A 23579-nucleotide genomic window follows, 5' to 3' on the forward strand; every position below is an offset into this window, starting at 1 on the left:
TTAGGCATCGGTATCACCGTAGGGTAGCCAGAATTCTGCCAAGAGCCCTGGTTCTGCATTGCGTAACAAGATTTTTCCACCCTGCGCCTCGACCAACTCCCGCGTGATGGGTAGACCCAAACCGGTACCCTTGCTGAGCACCCCTTTCTCTCGCACCTGAAAAAATTCCTCAAATACCTTCTCAAGCAAGGATTCAGGAATTCCTTTGCCATAGTCACGCACTCGAAAGTGTACTCGGTGCCGACCTTCCGCAACAGTAATCTCAATCCGGCTCCCTGCCGGTGCATACTTGTAGGCGTTGGTGACGAGATTGCTCAAGATCTGTAGGAGACGTTGGGGGTCGGCGCTTACCTTTTTGCGCGTTTGGCAGTTGACTAGTAGTTTTTGGCCTTTCTGTTCGAGGAGGCTACGAAAACGTAGCTCAAACTCCCGAAGCAACGACGCGGGCTCGATTGACTCCAGATGATAATCCAGGTTGCGCGCGCGCAGGGCATGCAGGTCGAGCATTTCCTGAATAGCAAGGAAGAGCTCATGCATTTGCCGGGTGATGATCTCAAGAATTTCTCGCTGCCGAGTGTCCAGCGCGCCAAAACGTTCACTGAGGAGCAGGTCTGCGCCGGAACGGGCGGATGCCAGAGGGGTCTTTAGCTCATGGGAAATCTGGCTCAGAAAGAGATGGCGCAATTTTTCCTCTTCCTCCAAGCGTTGTTGCATGAGCGAAATGCTCTTTGCTACTGCGCGCAATTCTGGTGGTCCAGCCTCGGCGACCAAGGCACTTTTCCCGGCAGCGATCTCCTCTAACGCCATAGAAATGGAACGGAGTGGACGGGTAAGGCTGACTTTTACCCGCCAACTCACCAAAATGGCGAGAATTGCACTAAAACCGACCAGTGCCAGGATCAGCCAAGTGGCATGCTGGCGTGCCGCTGCGGCTCGATCTGCTTCTTGCTGAAACATCTGTTGCAGGTCGGCACTGAGTTTTGCTAAACGTTCATCGAGTGCTGTCTGCAGTGGATGTAGTTGTTCGGCATCAGCCTGGCCGAAGCTCTGCAATTGCGCTTGAATGGCGCGGACGTCAGCCGCGATCTGTGGATGCTCCACCAATTTGGGCAATAGCTGTGCCAGTTGATTCTGTTCTTGCTGCAGCAGGCGCGTACTGGTCTCATGGTAGCCTTGTTGGGGTAGAACCTGCGCCAGACGTTCATAAAACTCCGCCTGCTGTTGCAAAGCACTTATGCGCAACGCATCACGCTGTAGCGGAATGGCTACTTGGAGCAGGGTGTTGCTACTTTCCTGCAAGGTGTGGACCGCTTGCAATGCGAGTGCGCTGATGGTGGTCACCGCGATGACAATGGCGAGAGCAAACCAGAGTACCCGCCGCAGTAACGAGCCATGTGGGGGAGTTGCGTCCGAGCTCGCCGTCGTCGTGTGTTCGCTGACCATGGTGGAGATACTGGATGCTTCGAGATCTTGCATATTCGACAGTCTACCCGTTCGCTAGCTTTCCGCCACTGTAGCCTTTTGGCCACGGCAGGAAGGGTATGGGAAAATATAATTCGTTGATCTGTATGCTTGCGAGGCAGTGGCATGCGAGTTGCATTAGAATAATTGCATATTCTCATGCGTACCAGGAGGTCTGCCATGCGTCTTTTCATTTTACAGAAAACAGGCTATGCCAACCGTTACGCCATCGTCACCAGCAAAGACGAGGTGTTGCTCATCGATTTTCACTGCGACACTCTGGAAGACGATTTAGATACGGTTTTGGAATCTCTGCCTGAGCCAAAGCGGGTGATGATTCTGCAAACGCGTCAGGAGCCGGCGCTGCGCGCGGCGCGTGAGCGTCTGGAACTGTTGTTGCCGAAGGCGGAAAGCCTGAGTCCAGAGGCTGATGTTACGGCGTTGGCACCCCGTCGATTCGCCGGCCATCTGCTGCAGTTGTTGCCTATGGGCAGTGGTTTGTGGGCCTTTGCACTGCATGATTACCTGTTTTTGGGAGCGGCGCGCGACGCGCGCGGGCGTTGGCGCGGAGATGATTTGGGGCGCAAGATTTTGGCACAACACGGCGCGCGACGACGTCGCCTCTGGGCGTTTCCCGCAACTGCTGAGAAGGTGGTTGATCTATCCGTGCTACGCGCCCTGCGTGCTGCCTGAGCCACGCGCAGCATCTTCCAGGAGTTTTCGCGCGGCTATCTGCAGGCTGGCATCGATCTCGCTGCCACCCAACATGCGGGCGATTTCGTAGCCCCGTTCCGCCGCTTGCAGTAGCCGTAAGCGGCTTTCGGTTTGGCCGTTGGCTACCGTTTTTTCTACCTGTAGATGCTGATGCCCCTGGGCCGCCACCTGGGGCAGGTGGGTGACGCAGAGAACCTGATGGGTTGCGCCCAATTGACGTAGCAATTTGCCAATGCGCTCGGCGACGGCACCACCGACCCCAACGTCGACTTCGTCAAAGATCAGGGTTTCGACTCCTTCCAGCTTGAGCAGTACCTGCAGGGCGAGGCTGATACGTGCCAATTCGCCCCCAGATGCCACCTGCGCAAGGGCTTGCGCCGGGTGACCGGGATTTACGGAAATCCAAAATTCGGCCTGATCCCAGCCGTGGCTCGTCCAAGTTTTTTCTTCTGACCTGGGCTGCAGACGAAGCTCTACGACCGCATGTTGCATGCCCAGTGAGCGAATCTGCTCTTGCAGCGCTTTGGCTAGGCGGGGTGCCGCCTCTTGGCGCGCAGCACTAAGGATTTCTGCTTGCTGTGCGTATGCCTGCCGGCAACCTTCCAGCACTGCTGCTGCTTGGGCCACCGGGTCGCTATTTACGCCATCTGTGGCAAACTCCATCGCCAACTGCTCGCGTAAGGCAAGGAGGCCGTCCATGTCACTGCGATGCTTGCGTTGTAGATCTTGCAACTCCTGTAAACGACGAGCGACCTGTTCGAGGCGCTCGGGTTCTGCCTCCAAATGATGTAGGTAGGCGCGCAGTCCTTCGACCACGTCATTCGCCTGAATCGCAGCGGCATCGAGGAGCCGCAGCGAATCTTCCAGGCGTGAATCTTTTTGTGTTGCCTGCACCAGTCCGCGTTGGGCTTCTGCCAGATGTCTCAAGGCCCCGCCTTCCTCATCCAGGGCATTGAGCGCCAGGTCGACCCCGGCGCGAATCTGCTCGACCGCTCCCAGGCGTTTCTCTTCTTCCTGTAACTCTTCCCATTCTCCGAGACGCAACCGCGCCTGTTGCAGTTCTTGATGGAGAAATGCCCGCCATTCCCGTTGTGCGGCGTCCGTGGCTTGCGCGTTGCGTTGCCGTTCCCAGTTTTGCTGTGCCTCCTGCCAGCGGCGCCAATGTTGGGCAACGGCGGGGAGCAGAGTTTCGCAGTTGGCGAATCGGCCCAACAGCGCGAGTTGGCGATCGGGCTTAAGTAGTTGAAGGTGCGCATGCTGGCCGAGAATGTCGAGCAGCAAGGTACCGAGCTCGCGCGCTTGCTGGCTGCTTATGGCACGGCCATTGAGAAAGAGGCGGCTACGCCCCTGGGCAGGCAGAATGCGGCGCAGGATGAGAGTGTCCTCTGCCGTGAGCTCCTGTTCTTCTAGCCAATGATCAGTTGTTGTTCCGCCGGAAAAGCTGCCGATGATTTCTGCCTGCTCGGCGCCATGACGCACCATCTGCGGGCTGCCTTTGTCTCCTAGTAACAAGGCGATGGCATCGACGAGAATGGATTTGCCCGCGCCGGTCTCTCCCGTTAGTACTGTAAGCCCGCTGTGAAACGCAACATCGAGGCTGCGAATCAGGGCAAAATCGCGTATCTGTAGGTCCAGTAACATCAATCCTCGCCGGGGGGCTCGGCCCAGTGGAGTTTACTGCGCAGGATGGCAAAGAAATCTTGCTCCTGGGGGTGAATGAATAGGGCATCGCAGTTGGCGCGGCGCACGTGGATTTCGTCACCACAGACCATGGGAAAAGAGCTATGGCTATCGAGGCTGAGGGCCGCCGGGAAGCGCGCCGCTATCAGTTTAAAGCGTAGCGGAAGGTGATCCGGTAAGACGATGGGGCGGGTGCTCAGGGTGTGCGGACAAATCGGTACGAGCAGGAGTGCGCGTAGCTCGGGCGTGAGGATGGGGCCGCCAGCGGACAGGGCGTAGGCAGTGGAGCCGGTGGGAGTGGACAGGATGAGTCCATCGGCACGTTCGGTGTAAAGCTGGCGACTGCCCAGCTGTACCCCAAGCTCGATCATGCTCTCGCCGCAGCCCTTATGCACAAAGACCTCGTTCAGGGCGAGTCCAGAGCCGATCAAGGCGCCTTCGCGCCAGAGTTCGGCATGCAAAACGCTGCGCCGGTCCTCGACGTAAGCGCCCGCGAGTATCGGGGGGAGAGTCTGGCCGATGGCTTCGAAGGCGATGTCGGCAAGAAAACCCAAGCGCCCCATGTTGATACCTAACACGGGAACATTGCGCCCAGCGAGCTCGCGGGCAGTGCTGAGGAGGGTGCCATCACCACCTAAAGCGATGACCAGATCGCCGGGCACTGCTTCGCTTAGGGAAACAAAAGAAAGGAGTTGGGGAAATTGGCTGTGATAGCGAGCATCGATGCGCAGGTCGCAACCCCAATTCTGCAAGGAAGTTGCGAGCTGGACCAGAGAGGGGATGACTTCGCTGTCACGATATTTCCCCAGCAAAAAGATCCGAGCAAAAGATGCCATGGAAATCCTTGTCCTTATGGAACCGGTTGTAGGGCGTGACCGCAGTGGGCACAGAATCGATCATCCGGGCCGACAGTCTGACCACACTGCGAGCAAAACGCGATCGATTTTTCTGACGTGCTTGCTATTGTCGCGAGGGCCTGCGGCTGGGCAGCAACGGCCTGCGGGCTGGTTGCGGCTGGCGCATGCGGGAATGGTACGCATGGATATCCCTTTTTTTCGTCGAGTAAGGCCCAAATCAACGAACCCACCCAGCCCAACAGGCTCCAACCGAGAAAGAGGTTGAGCAGGAAAATGGCGAGAAAATTCTGTGCACCCCGAGAGTAGGCGACAATGCTCGGAACGAAGTAGATGACAATAGCCAAGGCGATTGCAAAAAGCATCACTATCAACATTACCGGCCCGAAAGAGGCGTAATCCATAAACATAGATGTCTGGTCCAAAGAGCGCGATCCTCGTCGAGTTTGGAAACAATGGTGATTATTTCACAAGCGACATGATCGGGCGACTTGGCCCTTTGCCCGCGCGGCGCTATCCTCGCAAATAGCGTTCAGCAAAAGGAATACCGTTTATGCAAGTCGACTATCCCATCATTAACCGTCTGGGCTTGCATGCCCGGGCCTCGGCGAAGTTTGTCAGTATTGCTGCGCGCTTTCCCTGCCAAGTCTGGCTTGAACGTGATGGGCAGCGTGTCAACGGCAAAAGCATCATGGGCTTGATGACTCTGGCGGCGTCGCAGGGCACCGTGCTTACCCTGGAGACCGAGGGCGAGCAAGAAGCCGAGTGCAGCGCCGCTCTGAGTTCTTTGGCGGCGGACTATTTTGGAGAAGGCGAGTGACCTTCGAGCTTGCTGGCATCGGGGCGGCAGCGGGTATTGCCATTGGTACCGCCGTTGTACTCGAACCGGCCAGCATCGATATTCCCGACTATAGCGTTGCCATTGCCGATCTCGACGCTGAGGAGCAACGGCTGCGTACAGCCCTTGCCCTGGCGCGTGACGAGCTCCTGCGGGTGCGCGAGGCCATCCCCAAGGATGCCCCGCAGGATACCCGCCTGTTCATTGATGCCCATTTGCTCATGCTGGATGATCCCGCCCTCCGGGACCGGCCAATTCGCTTGATCCGTGAACAACGGCGCAATGCCGCCTGGGCGCTGCATCATGAACGGGAGCGCCTGGTAGAGATCTTTGAGCGCATGGAAGATCCGTATTTGCGCGGCAAGCGCGAGGACATCTTGCAAGTGACCGACCGTGTTCTGCGTCATTTGCTCGGTGCCCAGGTTCCCAGTCTCACGGCGGCGGCAGATCGTATCATCGTTGCCTCTGAGCTGAGCCCTGCGGATACCGTCATGCTCAAAAACGGTTCGGTCCTTGGCTGGGTGACTGACTTTGGCGCGGCTACTTCCCATTCTGCGATTTTGGCGCGCAGCCTGGGCTTGCCGGCGGTGGTGGGTACCCATCAGGCGACACGCCTGCTGCGTAGTGGCGACCAACTGGTCGTTGACGGCGAGCATGGCACGGTACTGGTTAACCCCAGTCCAGAGCTCTTACTTGCGTATCGAGAGATGCAGGCACGTCGGGAGCGGCGTCGGCAGCTCTTGGAAGAAGAGCGCGACCTGCCGGCGATCACGGTCGACGGTACTGCTATCCGCCTCTTCGCCAATATCGAATTACCCGAAGATGTGGAGTGGGTGCAGCGCAGTAATGCAGAGGGAATTGGCCTGTTTCGCAGCGAATTTCTATTTATGAACCGGGCGGATAGCCCCAGCGAAGAAGAGCAATTCCAGGCTTTTGCCAAAGTCTTGCGCGGCTTGCCGGGGGCCGAGGTCACCATTCGCTCGGTAGACGTGGGTGCGGACAAACTCCTTGCCGACAGCGACTTACAATTACACGCCACTGGCCTCAACCCTGCCCTGGGACTGCGCGGTTTGCGTCTGTGTTTGCGCCGACCGGATTGGTTTCGTCGGCATTTGCGGGCGATCCTGCGCGCTTCTGCCATCGCCCCCATTCGTTTGATGTTGCCCATGGTCAGCACCGTGCATGAGGTGCATCAGGCGCGACAGCTCGTTGAGCAGTTGCGCACGGAGTTGTGCGCCGAGGGGTACAAGGTGGCCGAGCGTCTACCCGTTGGTATTATGGTTGAGGTTCCGGCGGTGGCGATGGCGGCGCATTGCTTCACTGCGGTCGCCGATTTCTTTTCTATTGGCACCAATGATCTTACACAATACGCCCTCGCGGTAGATCGCGGTGATGATGATGTCAACGGACTCTTCGATCCACTGCATGTGGGCGTATTGTCGATGATCCAGCACACGATTGCGGCTGGTGAGGCAGCCGGTATTCCCGTGGCAATGTGCGGTGAGATGGCTGCGAATCCACAGTGGACCCCCTTGCTGGTGGGTTTGGGCTTGCGCCAGTTCAGTATGTTTCCGGGTGCCATTCCGGAGGTGAAGGCAGCAATTCGCCACACGGTGGTCGATGAGGCGCAAGTCATCGCCTTGGCAGCACTTGCGGGTACGTCCGACCTCTTCACCCAAACCTACGACGTTGAAGCATAAGCGTCTGCGCTGGCTGGCGCTGGGCCTGCTTGGTGTGGCCCTGCTCGCCTACTTATGCGTCTTGGTTGGGCTACCGCGCTTACTCTTGGCGTGGGCGCTGAGTGCTGAGCTGGGACAGCCGGTTACGTTAGCGCAAAATCCGCGCATCGCACTGAATTTTTCCCGCGTTGGCATTGGTCTTCGCGGCCTGCAAATCGGCAAGCACCTGCTCCAGGTGCGTCGCATCGATGCAAACTGGTCTTGGGCGGCCCTGCGCGCTGGTCATTGGTTAGACATGGGTTTGCTCGTTGATGGCCTGAATCTGCAAGGCCCCTGGCCAAAGACGGTTTCTAGTAGTAGCAAGAGAGTTGCTATCATTCTGCCGCAGAATTTTGTGCTGCGGGACAGTGCCGTGCGCTGGCCAATCGGCAAATATCCTCTGGTGATCTCAGGGTTGCAGGCGAACTATCGCGCTGGGCAGGGTGCTACGGTTATCAGTCAGCTAGCCTATGCCGGACAGCAGTTTTCCTTGCATGGGGCCTATCGTGCCCCGCAGCCCGGACGACCAGGCGTGGCGTCCTTGCTGGCGCGAGCTCGCGACGGTGTAGTGGATCTCCGCGTGGAAGAATGTACGGCGCCCAGCGCAAACACGCTCGAAATTCCGCATGGCACATTGCGACTGGTGTGGAAGAAGATCAATGGCAACTTGGCTTGGACGGGGCTGCGCTATGCCTCGGCCCAGCACAGCCTGACGATTGCAGCATGGCACCTGATGGGGCAACCGCAGCTGGAAGGGCATGGGAATCTTCTGCTGCAGTGGCAGCACGCTTTTACGGTATCCAGCCAGTTCCAGTTGCAATCGAAAAAATTGCTCAATTGGTTGCGCCTGGCAGGCGTAGCGTTGCCTGAAATCAAGGTGCAAAAGGTACTAAGGCCAGCGGCTTTGTCTGGGGCCCTGCTCTGGACCCAGAATGGCCCTGTTCATCTCGATCATCTGCACGGCGTATTGGGGACTACCCATTTTCAAGGCACCTTGGCACGCATAGAGCCTGAGCGGCCATGGCAGATTTCGGCGGTTATCCCGCGTTTGGATCTCAATCCCTGGCTGCCTTCTTCCCGCCCTGGCGCCGCAACTCAACTGGTCATGCCGCCATTGCCGAAAAGCTGGCCACCGCTACGGGGAAAGTTGCAGGTGGGAGAACTGCGCTGGGGGCAATGGCAGGCGCGCGATCTCCAGATTCGTCTACAGGCGGCACAGCAGTGAAGCGACCGAGTATTGCCAGTCGCCTCCTGCCTTGGTATCGGCAGTTTGGGCGGCATGATTTGCCTTGGCGCCAGAGCCGCAATCCCTATGTTTTGTACCTTGCCGAGATCATGCTGCAGCAAACAAGAGTGGAGACGGTGAAACCGTATTTTCGTCGATTTCTTGCCCGCTTCCCCAGTTGGCAGGCATTGGCGGACGCTCCTATCGACGACGTGCTGACGTTATGGAGCGGCCTGGGTTACTACGCTCGAGCACGCAATGCCCACTCCGCCGCGCAAATGGTGGTGGAAAAATTTCACGGAGAGTTTCCCAGGGAGCTGACGCAGGCATTGGAGCTGCCAGGGGTGGGGCGCAGTACTGCGGCGGCAGTGCTAGCGAGTGCCTATGGGCAAGAGCAAGCCATCCTCGACGCCAATGCGCGGCGCGTCCTCTTCCGCTACCACGAATTATCTGGCGCGGCGCGTAGCCCGCAGAATGAGCGTTTGCTCTGGCAGCTAGCGGAACAGGAAACGCCCAGCAAGGCCCATGATTATAACCAGGCAATTCAAGACTTGGGCGCGCTGCTCTGCGTGGCGCGCAAAGCCCGTTGCGCAGAATGCCCGTTACAAGGCCCGTGTGCTGGTCCTGGCGCGACAACGAGTCAATCGCGTACAGAAAAGCCAACCCGTTTCGCCTATTTTTTGTTGGCACGTTCTGACGATGACCGAATCTTACTGGAGAGGCGCGCGCACAAGGGAATTTGGGGAGGGCTCTGGGCTTTGCCTTGGTATGAAATGCCTGCTGGAGAGGAATCTCCAGAGCTGCTGGCAGGGTTCCGTAATTGGGCAGAGCAGGAGTATGCCTTGCGCTTGCAAATGCAAGAGCTGCAACCCTGGCAGCGCCATAGCTTTACCCATTTTCATCTGGATTATCGTGTTGTTGTGGCGCGCATGGCTGGATCTGCTGTTGCCGAGGCGAGAAGGGCAGCCTCACTCCATGCACCGGAACAACTTGCGCAGCTTGCCTTGCCCAGCCCCTTGCGTCGTTTGTTTTCTTGAGTGCTATATCCTGGACATCCCTTGGGGCTACCGCTACCCTGCGGGCTGATTGGGGTATGACTTCAGATTGGTATGGTTTTTTGGGAGATATTCGGTATGGCAAGAATGGTGCAATGTGTGAAATTGGGTAAGGAAGCCGAAGGTCTCGACCGTCCGCCTTATCCCGGTCCCCTGGGCGTTCGTATCTATCAGGAGGTATCCAAAGAGGCATGGCAGGCCTGGCTCAAGCACCAGACCATGCTCATTAATGAATACCGCCTGTCGCCAATCGACCCCAAGTCACGCTCCTTTCTGGAAAAACAGATGGAGGCTTTTTTCTTTGGTGAAGGGGCGCAGACCCCGGAAGGATTTGTGCCCCCGCAGCAGGATTGAACTGTCGTGCCCTCGCGACAACAGGGAGGGGTTGGTTTCGTGCCCCCGCTTTTGCTCTTCCGGTTGCTAAGAAATTGTATAATAAGATTAATAAATCGTAATATCTCCGTAAGTGGCAACGGTAGCACGCACGTTCTCCGATACACCCCCTCTCGTTGTCGCTTTTGCGCGACGCTTGCTTACGTGGACGCAGTGCGCGAAACCAATTTTTTCTTTAGTTTTCAATGGCTAATATATATGGCACGAAATGTGCTGTATCTTCAGTGCTGAAAATGTATCAGCCCGCTCAGGCGGATTTATACCTATGGAAGGAGTGTCCTATGAAGAAGATTGTTGCCCTTACAGCTATCCTCACGGTTTTGATGGCAAGCGCTAGCTTCGCGGCGGAAGAAGCGCCTGCAGTTTCTCAGTCAGCTGGGAAGACTGCCTATGGTAGCCAACTCATGACGCAGCAGGAACGCGCGGAGCATCGCAACAAGTTGCAATCTGCGAAAACGGAACAGGAGCGCAAGCAGATCCGTGCAGAGAAACATGAGGCCATGCAGAAGCGTGCCGAGGAGAAAGGACTTAAGCTCCCCGAGAACGCCCCATCCACGGGCATGCATCAGGGGGGAATGCGAGGTTCTGGCATGATGGGTGGAGCTGGTGGTGGTGCCGGCATGATGGGAGGGGCTGGTATGGGCCGTGGTCCCGCTACTCATTAAAGACTTTTCCCTGGGGCGATAGATCGCCCCTACCCAATGGATGTTTTCCTTCTCCGGCCGGGAATGCTTATCCCGGCCCATTTGTGTGCGCCGATGTAGTTGGCATAGCTATCAGCGTTCCCAAGGCTGTTGCTCGCTGTCTGGCGAGGCACTATTGTGCCGACCTTCTGTGTTTGCTCGGCAGCAAAATTTCTATCGCCCGTGCATTACCGACAGCACGTCTTTCTGGAACTGCGATGGAATGACATTCTCTACGGCAATGGAATGCGGTCGCCAGAAAGCGATGTGCGTAAATAAAGCTTGTTTTTGTCGTGACTACGCGACAGGTGAAGGGGCATGCTCCGTTCTCCAGGTGTTGCCCTTGCTCCTGTATAGATCTCGGCCGATCAAGCAGATAGCCCAGTTAACTGACCATACTTCCTGCTGTGGCGCTATTTTTGGGTAGCTTTCCCTTTCGCTTTTTCCCGACAGATTTTGGCTTGTGGAAACCGTATAGAAGTATAACTTATTGAATACATAAATTTAAAAACGTGGCATGAAATATGCTTAGAAAACATTGCTGAATTTGACTCAGCCCGCGCGAGCGGATTTCTATACCTATGGAAGGAGTGTGTTATGAAGAAGATTGTTGCCCTCACGGCTGCCTTGACTTTCCTGACTGCCAGCGCCAGCTTTGCGGCGGAGGAAGCCCCCGCTGGTGCAGTTGCCCCTGCGGCACAGCAGACTGTGGAGAAGGCCCCGATGAAGAAGGTGGAGCATCATTACAAGAAGCACCACCACGTGAAGAAGCACGAGGCCGCCAAGGCAGAGAAGAAGGCGGAAGCTCCTGCTGCTGCCGAAGCGCCTGCGGCTGAGTAAAATCTGCCGGTAGGGTAGTAAAAAAGGCCGGGACTCACGTCCCGGCCTTTTCGCTGTGCTGTGCAGCAAAACCGCAGATTTACGCCTGCTTCCACGCCTTTAGGAAGATGCTGGCGAAACGCACGGCGAACTTCAGCACGAATTGCGTATCCTTGGCGAAGACGATCTTCACCAAGCCGAAGATGCCACCGCCCTTGTTGGCCTCGTCCTTCATCTCCACTTGAGTCTGCTCCAGGGCCTTCACCGCTTTGTCTACACCACTGGCAAAGACCGCGTCAGAAGGAATTAGGGGCAGGGCCTTGTCGAAGACCAAATTGACTTTGTGCAACAAGCCGGCTTTTTGTAGCTTGCTGACCAAGGCGAGGGCCTCGGGCACCATGTCCATCAAATTGGCCTGATGTAGATCCTTTACCAATCCTTTGACGCGCGTGGTGATGTCCGGCGCATCGCCCTTGACCATCGCCATGCCTAATTGCGCAATCTCCATCCACGCGAGTGCACCCTGGCTGATCTCTGCGCCGATATTTTTGACCGTGCCGTCGCGCCACATTTCACCGAGGAAATCCGTAGCGGTGCAGGCGGCAATGCTCAGGTCGCCGCGGGGGGAGAGGATGTCACCCAGGTGAATCCCTTGGCGCTCAAGGTTGCAGGCGAGGTTGCGCATGGTCTCGGCAATGGTTTCGGCGTGATCAAGCAGGCCATTGACCTGGTCTGCCACATCACCGACTTTGGCGTCGCCAAGCGCGATCTTCTTGGCACGCATGGCGATCTTGGCCCACTTTTCTGCCTCTTCGGCGAGGATGTCGAGCTTATCCGGGAGGTCGAGATCGGTCAGGATTCCCTGCACCGCCCCCAAACCGTCTTTGCCGGCCTGCAGGAAGAAACCAGCGTTACCGGCGAGGCCCGCAACCTTTTCTACTTGACCAAGCAGCATCTCCACACGGCTGACCAAGTCACCATCCGGGCCAGCAGCCAGATTCTTGACCCGCATGGCCACCTGCAGCCAACGCTTGCCGGCAACACCCACGGTACCAATGGCGCCACTCAGGTCGGCACTGTTGAGCAGCTCCGGGGCGGTATCCTTCAGAGTACCCAAGGCCACACTCATCTGGCCACCGAGTATTTCCGCCATGTCGAGCAGCCCTTCCAAGCGGGCCTGCACGCTGGGCGCGTCGCCCTGAACCAACTTCTGGGCGCGCTTGGCCATTTGCAGCCATTGGTCGGCCATTTCCTGCAGTTCGTCGAGGCGATCTGGCAGGTCGAGCTCGCCGGCCATATTGCCGATGACGCCAACGCCTTGTTTGGCACTCGCCCAGTAGTACTGCAGGTTCTCCACGGCCCCGCGCAGCTTGTTGACCATGTCTTCGGGGTTTTCGCCGATGAGGGGGCATTTGAGCTCGCCGCTCAGGGTGGCCAGAGAGCCAAAGAAGCCAGATTTTTGCAGGTTATTGAGGATGGTTAGCAGCTCACCAATGGTTTTGTCGAGCTGAGCGTCCTTGACCTCGCCGAGGAGCTGCTTCAGACGATCGACGCCGCCGTCGACGGTGAGCATTCCCTGCAGGGACTCGGCAGTATCCCGTAGGGCGTCGAGCTGCGGCTGGTATTTGCTAAGGAGCTTGTCGGTATCAATGGCGTTGGGAAGTTCGTTGAGCACGTCGCGGAACATTTGCAGTAGGCTCTGTAACTGGAGGGCGGCATCCCCCACCTTACCGAGTCCTTCCCACTGTTTGGGGGTAAGAGCCACTACTGTTTCCGCTGCTGCATTTCCGTTGGCCATGACGTATTCATCTCCTGCTGAATGATGCTGATCCAAGCCTAAATTGGCCGAGCCACGCTTATTTAACACAAAGAAGTGCTATTTTTCCAGTTGCCGAGCCCGGAACTCTGGAATGCGCGTGCTTCTTGCCCCAGTTTTACGGGGACGTATGATGGAAGAATCTGATGCAGATGGGTAATGAATATGCTTTATGGAAGCAGGAGAGAAACCTATCGTCAGTTATTTGTTGATTACTGGCAGCGGTTTCGCGCTGGGCAACCCCTCGACGCCATGGCGCAGCGGGTGGTAGACGTTATTCGTGTGCACCCAGAGTACCATGCCTTGTTAGAAAATCCCGATCTGGCTCTGGAGGCAGACTTTCCACCGGAACTGGGGCAGAGTAACCCCTTCGCCCATATGTCGTTGCATGTGGCATTGCTGGAACTCTTGGCGACAGGACAGCCGCCGGGTATCGTGCATGCTTATGAGCGTCTGCGGGCGCAACAGGGGGAAATGGCCGCCCAGCATCTGGTGGTCGACTGCCTGGGAGAACTGATTTGGCAGGCGCAGCGCGCCGGTCGAGAACCGGAATTGGATGCCCTGCTGCCGTGTATGCAAGCGGCTGAGGGGCGCAAGAAATCGTGAGGAGAGGCTAGATGGCGGAAGGAAAAACGGGCGCGGAATCGGTGCATTGGCATTTGGAAGATCTGTATGTCGGCCGGGAAGACCCGCGCCTACGCGCGGATATGGACTGGGCGGCAAGTGCCGCTACAAATTTTGCTGGCCGCTATCGTGTTGATTTCGCTACCCTGAGCGCCGCCGAGTTGGCACAGGCGATGGCGAACCTGGAGGAGCTACGCAGCCGTCTCGCGCGCGTCGGTGCCTATCGTTATCTGAGCTATGTCACCCACGCCGATGATCCACTCTATGGCGCGGCACTGCAGCAGTACCAGGAACAGGCGACGCAAATTGGTAACCAACTGGTCTTTTTCGATATCGCCTGGAATGGCCTGGCGACAGAAAAGGCAGATGCCCTGTTGCAGGCGCCGGAATTGGCGCACTGGGTGCACATTCTGCGCAACTGGCGCAATTACGCCGCACATTTGCGCAACGAAGCGGAAGAACAGATCCTTGCCGAAAAAAGCGTCACCGGGCGTAGTTTGTGGGAGCGGCTTTTTGATGAAACCCTCACCGAAATGCGCTTCTCCCTGCGTGGTAAGGAATTGAGCGAGCAGGAGCTGCTCAGCAAGCTCTCCCATCCAGACCGCAACTTGCGTAAAGACGCGGCGGAGTCGCTGAGCCGGGGCTTGCAGGGCCGTATGCATACCTTGGCCTTTTGCTTCAATGCCGTGCTTGCCGACAAAGCGCTGGACGATCGCCTGCGTCGCTACCCCCATTGGCTGGCGGACCGCAACCTTGCTAACGAGATTGATGATGGCATGGTCGAGGCCCTGGAGGCTGCGGTCGTGGCTCGCTATCCCCTGGTCGGGCGCTATTATCGCCTGAAGGCGCGTTTGCTGGATATCAGCCCTCTGCAGGACTACGACCGCTATGCGCCCCTACCCGGCTCTTCGCGGCCCTATCCCTGGGAAGAATGTCAGGCCATCGTACTCGGCGCCTTTCAGGATTTTTCCCCAGAACTCGCTGTCATCGGCAAGCGCTTCTTTGACGAACATTGGATCGATGCCGCCCTGGCGCCGGGCAAGCGTGGTGGTGCCTTCGCCCATCCCGTCACCCCGGATGTGCATCCTTACCTGATGGTCAACTACACCGGCACCGTGCGCGATGTAATGACCGTCGCCCATGAGTTGGGGCATGGCATCCATCAGTATCTCGCGCGGGAGCAGGGCTTTCTCAACTCCGACACGCCGCTCACCACTGCCGAGACGGCATCGGTATTCAGTGAGATGCTCACCTTTGAGCGCCTGATGCGCAATGAGCCCGATGCAGGTAAGCGCTTGGCATTGCTCTGCGGCAAGATTGAGGACACCTTTGCCACGGTCTTTCGGCAGATGGCCATGCATCGCTTTGAGGCGCTGATGCATGGGGCACGACGTAGCGAGGGCGAACTGAGCAAGGAACGCTTGGCGGAATTGTGGATGCAGACCCAAGAAGAACAGTTCGATGGCTCCATACAGTTCACCGAGGGCTATCGCTGGTGGTGGAGCTATATCCCCCATTTCATCGGCTCCCCCGGCTACGTCTATGCCTACGCCTTTGGTGAACTCCTGACCCTGGCGCTGATCCAGCGTTACCGGGCCGAGGGCGAAGCTTTTGTGCCCAAGTACCACGCCATGCTCAGCCTGGGGGGTAGCCGCTCGCCGGTAGAGGTGGTGGCGGCCTCAGGTGTGCGCCTGGATGACCCGCAGATCTGGAATAGCGCCCTGGATTACCTGGAAGGTATGGTTGCCGAGGCCGAGCGTCTGGCGGGGGCACATTGATGCGGCGGGAGCGCGACAGCCTCGGGGAAATCGATGTAGCTGATGATGCGCTGTGGGGCGCACAAACCCAGCGCTCCCTGCAGTTCTTTGCCATTGGCGAAGAGCGCATGCCCTTGCCGATCATCCATGCCCTGGCGCGGATCAAAGCGGCGGCGGCAAAGGCAAACGGCGAGCTCGGTGTACTTCCGCAAGAACTGGTTATGCCCATCTCGATGGCCGCAGAGGAGGTTGCCGCTGGCCAATGGGATGTACAGTTTCCCCTGCGTGTTTGGCAGACCGGTAGTGGCACCCAGAGCAACATGAATGTCAATGAGGTCATTGCCAATCTGGCCAGCGAGCGTCTGGGCAGCGCCCGCGGTAGCAAAAGCCCGGTACATCCCAACGATCACGTGAATCTGGGGCAGTCTTCCAACGATGTCTTTCCCAGCGCTTTGCACCTTAGCATTGCCGAGGCGGTTCACGCGCAGCTCTTGCCCGCCTTGACGCAATTGCGAGAGATCTTGCACCAACGCAGTGAGGAGTTCGCCGGGATTCTGAAAATCGGGCGCACGCATTTGATGGACGCAGTGCCCATGCGTCTTGGCCAGGAGTTCTCGGGCTATGTTGATCAACTGCGCCAGGGGGAAGAGGCGATTTGTTCCGTGTTGCCGGCGCTGTATGCACTTGCCCTGGGCGGGACGGCGGTAGGTACCGGCCTCAATACCCATCCAGAATTCGCGTTGCGGGTCTGTGCATCGCTTAGCGAACAGTTTGCCCTACCGTTACGGCCGGCGGACAATCCTTTTGCGGCCCTGGCCGGGCAGGAGGCGCTCTGCCAGCTCAGTGGCCAGTTACGTAGTCTCGCCATGTCTTTGTTGAAAATCGCTAATGACATCCGTTGGATGGGCTCCGGTCCGCGCGCTGGGCTAGGAGAGTTGGTCCTGCCAGAAAATGAACCCGGCTCTTCCATCATGCCAGGCAAGGTCAACCCCACCCAAGCCGAGGCCTTGAGCATGGTCTGCGCCCAGGTCTTTGGCAATGATGCGACGGTGGCTTTTGCGTCCTCGCAGGGCAATTTTGAACTGAATGTCTATAAACCCGTCATAGGCTACAATGTGTTACAGAGCATTACGCTGCTGGCGGACGCCATGCATTCCTTTGCGGTGCATTGCGTGCGCGATCTGCAGGCGCGAGAGGAAAAGCTGCGCGACCATCTCGATAGCTCGCTGATGCTGGTGACTGCCCTGGTGCCGAGTTTGGGTTATGAGCGCGCGGCCAAGATTGCCCAGCGTGCGCACCAGGAGGGCACGACCTTGCGTGCGGCGGCACTCGCGACGGGCTGGATTACGGCGGCGGAACTGGAGGAAATTTTGCGTCCGGAGCGGATGTTGGCGCCGGATAGAGCATAGCTTGGGCGACGAAAGGAAAAGACGATGATATTGATTCTTCAGGAGGATTTGCAGGAGAGTGCGCCGGAATATCAGGCCCTGCTGCGCTATCTGGATGGGCTGGATAGCATCGAGTACCGCGTGCATCGGGTGCAGGGAGCAGAGCAACTGCTCAGCGAAATCTACCTGATTGGCAACACCAAGGCCCTCGACCTGGAGCAGATGGAGTCTCTGCCGGGGGTGGCTAAGGCCATTCGTGTGTCGAAGGAATACCGGGTGCTGGGGCGGCATCAGGACGACGCGCGCGCCAACGGCTTTACCTACAACGGCGTGGAATTCAGTCAGGATACGTTGCACGTCTTCGCCGGGCTTTGTGCCGTAGACACCCCGGAGCATGTCGAGCAAATGCTGCGCGCCTTGCAGGACAGCGGCCAGGTCTGCACGCGCATGGGCGCATACAAGCCGCGCACCAGTCCTTACGCCTTTCAGGGGCATGGCAAGGAATGTTTGCCCTGGGTTTTTGAGCTGGCGGGAAAATACGGCATCAAAGTCATCGCGATGGAGATCCTGCATGAGCAGCACATGGACGAGATTCGCGAGGCGTTGGAGCGAACCGGCCATCCCACCGGGGTCATGTTGCAGATTGGCACGCGCAATACGCAGAATTTCGAGCTGCTCAAGGCCGTGGGGCGCCAACAACAATTTCCCGTGCTGCTCAAGCGCGGTTTCGGTATCACGCTGGAGGAATCCCTCAACGCCGGCGAGTATCTGGCCTCGGAAGGCAACAGCCGCGTAGTGTTTGGCCTGCGCGGCATGAAAACCAATCTGGGAGATCCACATCGCAATTTCATTGACTTTGCCCAGGTGCCGGTGGTGAAACGCCTGACGCGTATGCCGGTCTGCATTGATCCGTCCCACTCTGTGGGCAGCCGGGACGTTGGCCCGGACGGTATCATGGACGTTTTTCATGTGACCGCGCAGGGGGTAGTGGCGGGTGCCAATATGGTTTTGGTGGATTTTCACCCGGATCCGGCCACGGCTCTGGTGGATGGCCCGCAGGCACTACTGCTCAAGGAGCTGCCGTGGTTCCTAGAAGATGTGCGTTTGGCACGAGAGGCCTACGAGGACCGTCGCCTGTTGGCGGCCGCGCAGTCCAGCGCCGAATGACATCTTGCCTATAACTGCCCGCTTGTTGTAGGCCGGGTTCGGCCCCGGCTTTTTCTGCAGTGGCTGAGCCGCTTACTTCACCCGCATCCCCGGCTGGGCGCCGCTGTCGGGGGAGAGCAGGAAGGGGCCGCCCTCGGGGCCGCTGGCGGCCAGGACCATGCCTTCGGAAAGGCCAAAGCGCATCTTGCGCGGGGCGAGGTTGGCGACCATGACCGTGAGCCGGCCCACCAGGGTGGCGGGATCGTAGGCGCTTTTGATACCGGCAAAGACGGAGCGGGTGGCGGCCTCACCAATGTCCAGGGTGAGGTGCAAGAGCTTGTCGGCGCCTTCCACGCCCTCGGCGGCAACGATACGGGCGATGCGCAGCTCCACCTTGCTGAAATCGTCAATACTGATGGTTGCCGGGGTATCGACTGCGGGTGCCGGACTGGGGGCCGGTGCGGCGGCTGCGGCAGGCGCCGGGGCGGGTGTGGGGGTCTGAATCAAGGCGTCCACCTGGGGTTTTTCCATACGCTGCAATAAATGGGTGTAGGGCTCAATGACGTGATCCGTCAGGGGCTGCTGCAGGCCGTCCCAATTTAGGGGGCTGCGTAAAAAGGTCAGCGCCTTCTGGGTCAGCTCCGGGAGCACTGGGCTCAGCAGGGTGATGAGCACCCGAAAGCCGTTGAGGGTGACCGTTGCCACCCGGTGCAGGGCCGCCCGTTGCTCCGGGTCTTTGGCCAGCAGCCAAGGAACGTTCTGATCGACATAGGCGTTGATCTGGTCGGCCAGGGCCATGATGTCGCGCATGGCGCGGCCGTACTCCCGGCCCTCGTAGGCGGCACCGATGGCCTCCTGCTGGGCGAGGAGGGTGTCATAAAATGCCGCGTCGGCGCCGAGGTTGCTGGCCAGACGCCCGTCAAAGTAGCGGTGGATGAAGCCCGCCGCCCGCGAGGCCAGATTCACCACCTTGCCCACCAGGTCGCCATTGCCCTTCAGGAGGAAATCCTCGAGGTTGAGGTCGATGTCTTCCACATGGCTGTTGAGCTTGGTGGCGATGTAGTAGCGCAGGAACTCGGGGTTCAAGTGCTCCAGATACTGGCGGGCGGTGATGGAGGTGCCCCTGGACTTGCTCATCTTGGCGCCGTTGACGGTGAGATGGCCATGGGCAAAGACCCCCGTGGGCAGGCGGTGCCCCGATCCTTCTAGCATGGCGGGCCAGAACAGGGCGTGAAAATAGATGATGTCCTTGCCGATGAAGTGATAGAGCTCGGCATTGGAGTCCTTGCCCCAGAACGCGTCAAAGTCGCGTCCGTGTGCGCGGCACCAGTGCTGGGTTGCGGCCATGTAGCCGGGTAGGGCGTCGAGCCAGACATAGAAGAACTTGCCGGGGGCATCGGGGATGGGGATACCAAAATAGGGCGCGTCGCGGCTGATGTCCCAGTCGCTAAGCCCCGCCGCAAACCACTCGTCCAGCTTGTTGGCCATTTCCTCCTGCAGGGTGCCGCTGTGGATCCACTGCTGCAGGAAGGCGGAGAAATCGCCCAATTGGAAAAAATAATGTTCGGAGCTGCGGCGTACCGGCGTCGCCCCGGAGACGGCGGAACGCGGTTCGATCAGGTCGGTGGGGCTATAGGTGGCACCACAGACTTCGCAGTTGTCGCCGTATTGATCGACCGCCTTGCAGCGCGGGCAGGTGCCACGGATGAAGCGGTCGGGCAGGAACATCTCCGCCACCGGATCATAGGCCTGTTCAATCTCGCGCACGGTGATGTGCTCGTTGGCGCGCAGGGCACGGTAGAGGTCTTGGGAGATGGCGAAATTCTCCGGCGAATGGGTGCTGTGATAGAGATCGAAGCCGATGCCAAATGCGGTAAAGTCGCGCAGGTGCTCGCCGTGCATACGGCCAATCAGCGCCTCGGGGGTAATGCCCTCGGACTGGGCGCGGAGCATAATGGGGGTGCCGTGCGCATCGTCGGCGCAAAAATACACGCAGTCATGGCCGCGCAGGCGCTGGTAACGCGCCCAGATGTCGGTTTGGGTGTACTCCACCAAGTGGCCCAGGTGGAGGGGGCCATTGGCGTAGGGGAGGGCGCTGGTGACGAGGATGTGCCGTTTCATGGCTTGCTAAATTACCTGCCTTTCTGTGCCTGGGCAATGCTGCTGATGATCAGTGCCGCTCCGCGAGAAAACGTACGCCCTCCAGTACCTGGTAGAGATCTCGCGCGTCATAGTCGGCGCGCACATCGCGATACTCCTTGCGCCCTTGGTCGGACCAAACCAAAATCGTTTTCAAACCGGCCTGGCGTGCGCCGGAAACGTCTCGGTACATATCATTCCCCACATAGATGCTCTCTTCCGGGCGCACCTGTAATGCGTGGCAAGTTTCAGTAAAAAGCCGCGGATCTGGCTTACGGAAGCCGTAGGCGCTGGAGATGGTCTTTGCAGGAAAGTATTTGCGGATTTTGGTGATGCGCATTTCCGGTTTGGCAAACTCTACCTGGGCATCGGACACAATGCCCAGATGAAACTCGCCTGCAATGCTCTGCAGCAGCTCTTTCGCGCCGGGGTAGCGCTCGATGCTGCGGCGCGACAGGGCGCGATGTAGGCGCACCAGCTCTTTGGCCAGATGATCGCGGCGCTTCTCAACTTCTTTTACGCGGTGCTCGCCCTCGCTGGCCACGCTTTCGGGGCGAAAATGTTTGCTGCCGGTGCGCAGAATCTCGCGCCAGGCGCCGCGGGCGTCCAGCTCGGGATAGGTCTCGGAGGAATTGCGCTTTTGCTGCTTGGCGAGGTCAAAGTAGCGCTCCCGCAGGCTATCCGGGCTGATGTGAATACGGTGGTAACTCAGGTAGCGCGCCATCGCCCAGTAGATTTCCCCTTGGGATTCATCGGTTTCGATATGGATAAGAGTGCCATACAAGTCAAAAAGAACAGCGCGAATGCTCATGATTTATCTCCCCAGGCAAGCGATGGCCTCATGGATGAGGGTGTGGGCGTAGTGATCACCGAGGTAGCTGTTGCGCGCGATGCGCAGCAGGGTTAGCCCCATATAAAAAGGTAGACGATGGGTGATGGCCTGGAAAGCCGCTGGCTGATGGGGAAAATGCCGGCTGTATTCCCAGAGGAAATGGCCAATGTAATTTTCTGCCGCACTGGCATCACCATGTTGGCGTAGCGCCCAGTGTTTTAATTCGCCGGTAATCATCCCGAGATCGTATACCCGGTCGCCAAAATGTGAGCGCTCAAAGTCGATGGCGGTAAGCTGATGGTGTCCAGTGACCAAAAAATTGGCCGGAGTGGCATCGCCGTGCAGACGCACGCAGTGGTCGGAGTACATCGCGCCATCGTTCTCCCATAGATGACGCAGATAGTAGAGCTGATCAATGTGCTGTTGTCTGGCGCGACCGCGGCGCCACAGACGGGCAATGATCTTGTCGAAGTACGGAAATATTTCGACAAAACGTACGGGGTCACCGCGCACATTGTGGTTGTGCAGACGCGCGAGGAAGTAGGCGAGATCCGATAGGCTATGGTACATCAACTGATCGTCATGCCCGGGCAGGCTGCGTGCCCAAATGCGATGCAGTGGTTCGCCCAGCACGAAACATTCGAAGAGGACATCGGCAAAATCCGGATTCACGCCCAAGGGTTCGACCACCCGGTGTTGCCCCTGGCCGAGACCATTGCCGTGCAATAGCGACAACACCTGAAACTCGTGTTGTGCGGCTGCCGCGTTGTTGTGACCGCTGTGGCGATCGAAAAATTTGCCCAGGACGCGCCGCTGATGGCGGCGATCTTCGTACAGGTACACGGCGTTGGAGCCGTTCAGGGCAAAGACGCGAAAGCCTTTGTCTGGCGTAATTCCCAGCTCGCCAATGAAGATCTTGAAATACAAATGATCATAGAGGGGATCGGAGCGCTGCAGGTGTCCCAAGTATCGCAATCTCAATCCTTCGCTAAGCGAATATGCAATGGCAGTTTAGCATAGGAGGTAGCCCCCGTGGGTTCTGTGTCATACTGTCATCTTTCGCAAAACAATGCAGGTGCTTATGTCTGATCTCGATCTTCCGTGCCCCGATACCCTCGCTCGCCGTCATCGCTTGCTGGCGCAAATCGGTGAGAAGGGGGTTCTGATTCTTCCTACGGCGCGCGAGCAGATTCGCAATCGCGATGTGACCTACCTCTTCCGGCCAGACTCTGATTTCTTTTATCTGACTGGTTTCGCGGAGCCCGAGGCGGTGCTGGTACTGGCACCGGGGCATGCGGAAGGGGAGCAAATACTCTTTTGCCGTCCGCGTGACCCGGAGCGCGAAACCTGGGACGGTCGCCGCGCTGGTATAGAAGGGGCGAAAGAATTGTGCCAGGTCGATCAGTGTTACTCGATCCATGAGCTGGACAGTATTTTGCCCAAGCTGTTGGAGAACCGCGAAGTACTCCTCTATCCCATGGGGTTGGGCGCGGATTTTGACGCCCGTGTGCAGCTCTGGCGCAATCAGGCCCGCGCCCACAGCCGGCAGGGTATTGGTTACCCGATGGAATTGGTCGACAGCAGCTATTTTCTCGGCGAGATGCGCTTGCACAAGGATGCTGTGGAGCAGCAACTGATGCGGGCGGCAGCTGGGGTGAGTGCTGCCGGGCATCGCCATGGCATGCGACAAACGCGGCCGGGGATGATGGAATATCAACTCCAGGCCGAAATTGAGTATGTCTTTCAGCGGCAGGGTGCGGCGCGTTTGGCTTATTCCAGCATCGTGGGTGGTGGCGTGAATGGCTGTATTCTGCACTATGTGGAGAATCGCGCGGTGTTGCAGGATGGCGACCTGGTCCTTGTTGACGCCGGCGCGGAAATTGCCGGTTACGCCGGTGACATCACCCGTACCTGGCCGGTCAACGGCCGTTTTTCCGGCCCGCAACGGGACATCTATAGCTTGGTTCTCGCTAGCCAAGCGGCAGCAATCGCCACGGTACAGGTTGGCCGACCAGTGAGCGATTATCACGATGCTGCGGTCGAGATTTTAGTGGATGGCCTGCGCGAGCTAAAAATTCTGCGCGAGGGTCGCGAAGAGATTCTGGATAAGCAGCTATACCGGCCTTTTTACATGCATCGCACGGGTCATTGGCTAGGCATGGATGTGCATGACGTCGGCGCTTATCGCCAAGGCACGGAGCAGACCTGGCGCCCGCTCGCTGCCGGTATGGTATTGACGGTGGAGCCTGGCCTCTATTTCGCTCCGGGGCAAGACGGTGTGCCCGAGGCCTACCAGGGGATTGGCATCCGGATTGAGGATGACCTGTTCCTTACGCCAGACGGCCCAGAGATTCTGAGTGCTGGCGTGCCCAAGGAGATAGAAGAGATTGAGAGTCTGATGGCCGGCGGGTGGGGGTAGAGTTAGCGGTAACCCCCG

At 58.3% G+C, this 23579-nt stretch carries 21 protein-coding genes; 13 read left to right on the forward strand and 8 right to left on the reverse strand.

Annotated features, from left to right (window positions below; all coding sequences use genetic code 11):
• Positions 1-1476, reverse strand: a complete 1476-nt coding sequence (locus AB4090_RS12405) for an ATP-binding protein (protein WP_369574199.1) — start codon at positions 1474-1476, stop codon at positions 1-3.
• 165 nt (positions 1477-1641) lie between these two features.
• Here AB4090_RS12405 and AB4090_RS12410 point away from each other — a divergent pair, with 165 nt between their 5' ends.
• On the forward strand, positions 1642-2154 hold the full coding sequence (locus AB4090_RS12410; protein ID WP_369574200.1) for a hypothetical protein: 513 nt from the start codon (positions 1642-1644) through the stop codon (positions 2152-2154).
• Here AB4090_RS12410 and recN read toward each other — a convergent pair.
• The 3 genes from recN to AB4090_RS12425 are packed head-to-tail and all read right to left on the reverse strand — an operon-like array spanning position 2131 to position 5056.
• The gene (recN, locus tag AB4090_RS12415; protein ID WP_369574201.1) at positions 2131-3816 is read right to left on the reverse strand and encodes a DNA repair protein RecN; all 1686 of its coding nucleotides are present in this window, start codon (positions 3814-3816) and stop codon (positions 2131-2133) included. The genes AB4090_RS12410 and recN overlap by 24 nt on opposite strands.
• Positions 3816-4691 carry an NAD(+)/NADH kinase gene (locus AB4090_RS12420; RefSeq protein ID WP_369574202.1) on the reverse strand — a complete coding sequence of 292 codons (876 nt, stop codon included), beginning with the start codon at positions 4689-4691 and terminating at the stop codon, positions 3816-3818. The genes recN and AB4090_RS12420 overlap by 1 nt, the downstream gene beginning before the upstream one ends.
• A gap of 14 nt (positions 4692-4705) precedes the next feature.
• A complete protein-coding gene (locus AB4090_RS12425; protein ID WP_369574203.1) occupies positions 4706-5056 on the reverse strand; it encodes a superinfection immunity protein in 351 nt (116 codons plus the stop codon).
• Between the two features lie 206 nt (positions 5057-5262).
• Between AB4090_RS12425 and AB4090_RS12430 the strand changes: the two genes are divergently transcribed.
• From AB4090_RS12430 to AB4090_RS12460, 7 genes are all read left to right on the forward strand, one after another.
• A complete protein-coding gene (locus tag AB4090_RS12430) occupies positions 5263-5529 on the forward strand; it encodes an HPr family phosphocarrier protein (protein WP_369574204.1) in 267 nt (88 codons plus the stop codon).
• Positions 5526-7247 (forward strand): phosphoenolpyruvate--protein phosphotransferase, encoded by a 1722-nt coding sequence (gene ptsP / locus AB4090_RS12435; protein ID WP_369574205.1) that lies wholly within the window; start codon positions 5526-5528, stop codon positions 7245-7247. The genes AB4090_RS12430 and ptsP overlap by 4 nt, the downstream gene beginning before the upstream one ends.
• Positions 7237-8490 carry a hypothetical protein gene (locus AB4090_RS12440; RefSeq protein ID WP_369574206.1) on the forward strand — a complete coding sequence of 418 codons (1254 nt, stop codon included), beginning with the start codon at positions 7237-7239 and terminating at the stop codon, positions 8488-8490. The genes ptsP and AB4090_RS12440 overlap by 11 nt, the downstream gene beginning before the upstream one ends.
• Positions 8487-9527 (forward strand): A/G-specific adenine glycosylase, encoded by a 1041-nt coding sequence (mutY, locus tag AB4090_RS12445; protein WP_369574207.1) that lies wholly within the window; start codon positions 8487-8489, stop codon positions 9525-9527. The genes AB4090_RS12440 and mutY overlap by 4 nt, the downstream gene beginning before the upstream one ends.
• A 96-nt stretch (positions 9528-9623) precedes the next feature.
• Positions 9624-9899 carry an oxidative damage protection protein gene (locus AB4090_RS12450; protein ID WP_369574208.1) on the forward strand — a complete coding sequence of 92 codons (276 nt, stop codon included), beginning with the start codon at positions 9624-9626 and terminating at the stop codon, positions 9897-9899.
• 320 nt (positions 9900-10219) lie between these two features.
• Positions 10220-10603, forward strand: a complete 384-nt coding sequence (locus tag AB4090_RS12455; protein ID WP_369574209.1) for a hypothetical protein — start codon at positions 10220-10222, stop codon at positions 10601-10603.
• Between the two features lie 615 nt (positions 10604-11218).
• A complete protein-coding gene (locus AB4090_RS12460; protein ID WP_369574210.1) occupies positions 11219-11461 on the forward strand; it encodes a hypothetical protein in 243 nt (80 codons plus the stop codon).
• Between the two features lie 79 nt (positions 11462-11540).
• Here AB4090_RS12460 and AB4090_RS12465 read toward each other — a convergent pair whose 3' ends face one another.
• A complete protein-coding gene (locus tag AB4090_RS12465; protein WP_369574211.1) occupies positions 11541-13238 on the reverse strand; it encodes a hypothetical protein in 1698 nt (565 codons plus the stop codon).
• Positions 13239-13415: 177 nt separating this feature from the next.
• Here AB4090_RS12465 and AB4090_RS12470 point away from each other — a divergent pair, with 177 nt between their 5' ends.
• Genes AB4090_RS12470 through AB4090_RS12485 form a run of 4 tightly spaced genes read left to right on the forward strand, consistent with a single transcriptional unit; the run spans position 13416 to position 18192 of the window.
• Positions 13416-13862 (forward strand): DUF1841 family protein, encoded by a 447-nt coding sequence (locus tag AB4090_RS12470; RefSeq protein WP_369574212.1) that lies wholly within the window; start codon positions 13416-13418, stop codon positions 13860-13862.
• Between the two features lie 11 nt (positions 13863-13873).
• On the forward strand, positions 13874-15658 hold the full coding sequence (locus tag AB4090_RS12475) for a M3 family oligoendopeptidase (RefSeq protein ID WP_369574213.1): 1785 nt from the start codon (positions 13874-13876) through the stop codon (positions 15656-15658).
• Positions 15658-17046, forward strand: a complete 1389-nt coding sequence (gene fumC, locus AB4090_RS12480) for a class II fumarate hydratase (RefSeq protein WP_369574214.1) — start codon at positions 15658-15660, stop codon at positions 17044-17046. Before AB4090_RS12475 ends, fumC begins: the two co-directional genes overlap by 1 nt.
• A 24-nt stretch (positions 17047-17070) precedes the next feature.
• Positions 17071-18192: a 3-deoxy-7-phosphoheptulonate synthase gene (locus tag AB4090_RS12485; RefSeq protein WP_369574215.1), complete on the forward strand. Its 1122-nt coding sequence runs from the start codon at positions 17071-17073 to the stop codon at positions 18190-18192.
• Positions 18193-18264: 72 nt separating this feature from the next.
• Here AB4090_RS12485 and metG read toward each other — a convergent pair whose 3' ends face one another.
• The 3 genes from metG to AB4090_RS12500 are packed head-to-tail and all read right to left on the reverse strand — an operon-like array spanning position 18265 to position 22117.
• On the reverse strand, positions 18265-20292 hold the full coding sequence (metG, locus tag AB4090_RS12490; protein WP_369574216.1) for a methionine--tRNA ligase: 2028 nt from the start codon (positions 20290-20292) through the stop codon (positions 18265-18267).
• Positions 20293-20341: 49 nt separating this feature from the next.
• The gene (locus AB4090_RS12495) at positions 20342-21121 is read right to left on the reverse strand and encodes an HAD family hydrolase (protein ID WP_369574217.1); all 780 of its coding nucleotides are present in this window, start codon (positions 21119-21121) and stop codon (positions 20342-20344) included.
• Between the two features lie 3 nt (positions 21122-21124).
• Entirely contained in the window at positions 21125-22117 is a 993-nt protein-coding gene (locus tag AB4090_RS12500; RefSeq protein WP_369574218.1) for an aminoglycoside phosphotransferase family protein, read from the reverse strand.
• Between the two features lie 106 nt (positions 22118-22223).
• On the opposite strand from AB4090_RS12500, the gene AB4090_RS12505 reads away from it, so the two are divergent.
• A complete protein-coding gene (locus AB4090_RS12505) occupies positions 22224-23561 on the forward strand; it encodes an aminopeptidase P N-terminal domain-containing protein (protein ID WP_369574219.1) in 1338 nt (445 codons plus the stop codon).
• The last annotated feature ends 18 nt before the right edge of the window (positions 23562-23579 follow it).

The sequence above is a fragment of the Acidithiobacillus sp. IBUN Pt1247-S3 genome (assembly GCF_041146875.1).
Classification (GTDB): Bacteria; Pseudomonadota; Gammaproteobacteria; order Acidithiobacillales; family Acidithiobacillaceae; genus Igneacidithiobacillus.

What these genes read in the sequence shown, in the direction of transcription:
- AB4090_RS12475 (WP_369574213.1), top strand. Translation starts at nt 13,874, where the DNA reads ATGGCGGAAGGAAAAACGGGCGCGGAATCGGTGCATTGGCATTTGGAA.
- AB4090_RS12505 (WP_369574219.1), top strand. Translation starts at nt 22,224, where the DNA reads ATGTCTGATCTCGATCTTCCGTGCCCCGATACCCTCGCTCGCCGTCAT.
- AB4090_RS12465 (WP_369574211.1), bottom strand. Translation starts at nt 13,238, where the DNA reads ATGGCCAACGGAAATGCAGCAGCGGAAACAGTAGTGGCTCTTACCCCC.
- fumC (WP_369574214.1), top strand. Translation starts at nt 15,658, where the DNA reads ATGCGGCGGGAGCGCGACAGCCTCGGGGAAATCGATGTAGCTGATGAT.
- AB4090_RS12430 (WP_369574204.1), top strand. Translation starts at nt 5,263, where the DNA reads ATGCAAGTCGACTATCCCATCATTAACCGTCTGGGCTTGCATGCCCGG.
- AB4090_RS12420 (WP_369574202.1), bottom strand. Translation starts at nt 4,691, where the DNA reads ATGGCATCTTTTGCTCGGATCTTTTTGCTGGGGAAATATCGTGACAGC.
- AB4090_RS12485 (WP_369574215.1), top strand. Translation starts at nt 17,071, where the DNA reads ATGATATTGATTCTTCAGGAGGATTTGCAGGAGAGTGCGCCGGAATAT.
- AB4090_RS12470 (WP_369574212.1), top strand. Translation starts at nt 13,416, where the DNA reads ATGAATATGCTTTATGGAAGCAGGAGAGAAACCTATCGTCAGTTATTT.
- metG (WP_369574216.1), bottom strand. Translation starts at nt 20,292, where the DNA reads ATGAAACGGCACATCCTCGTCACCAGCGCCCTCCCCTACGCCAATGGC.
- recN (WP_369574201.1), bottom strand. Translation starts at nt 3,816, where the DNA reads ATGTTACTGGACCTACAGATACGCGATTTTGCCCTGATTCGCAGCCTC.
- AB4090_RS12455 (WP_369574209.1), top strand. Translation starts at nt 10,220, where the DNA reads ATGAAGAAGATTGTTGCCCTTACAGCTATCCTCACGGTTTTGATGGCA.
- AB4090_RS12405 (WP_369574199.1), bottom strand. Translation starts at nt 1,476, where the DNA reads ATGCAAGATCTCGAAGCATCCAGTATCTCCACCATGGTCAGCGAACAC.
- AB4090_RS12495 (WP_369574217.1), bottom strand. Translation starts at nt 21,121, where the DNA reads ATGAGCATTCGCGCTGTTCTTTTTGACTTGTATGGCACTCTTATCCAT.
- AB4090_RS12450 (WP_369574208.1), top strand. Translation starts at nt 9,624, where the DNA reads ATGGCAAGAATGGTGCAATGTGTGAAATTGGGTAAGGAAGCCGAAGGT.
- AB4090_RS12460 (WP_369574210.1), top strand. Translation starts at nt 11,219, where the DNA reads ATGAAGAAGATTGTTGCCCTCACGGCTGCCTTGACTTTCCTGACTGCC.
- AB4090_RS12410 (WP_369574200.1), top strand. Translation starts at nt 1,642, where the DNA reads ATGCGTCTTTTCATTTTACAGAAAACAGGCTATGCCAACCGTTACGCC.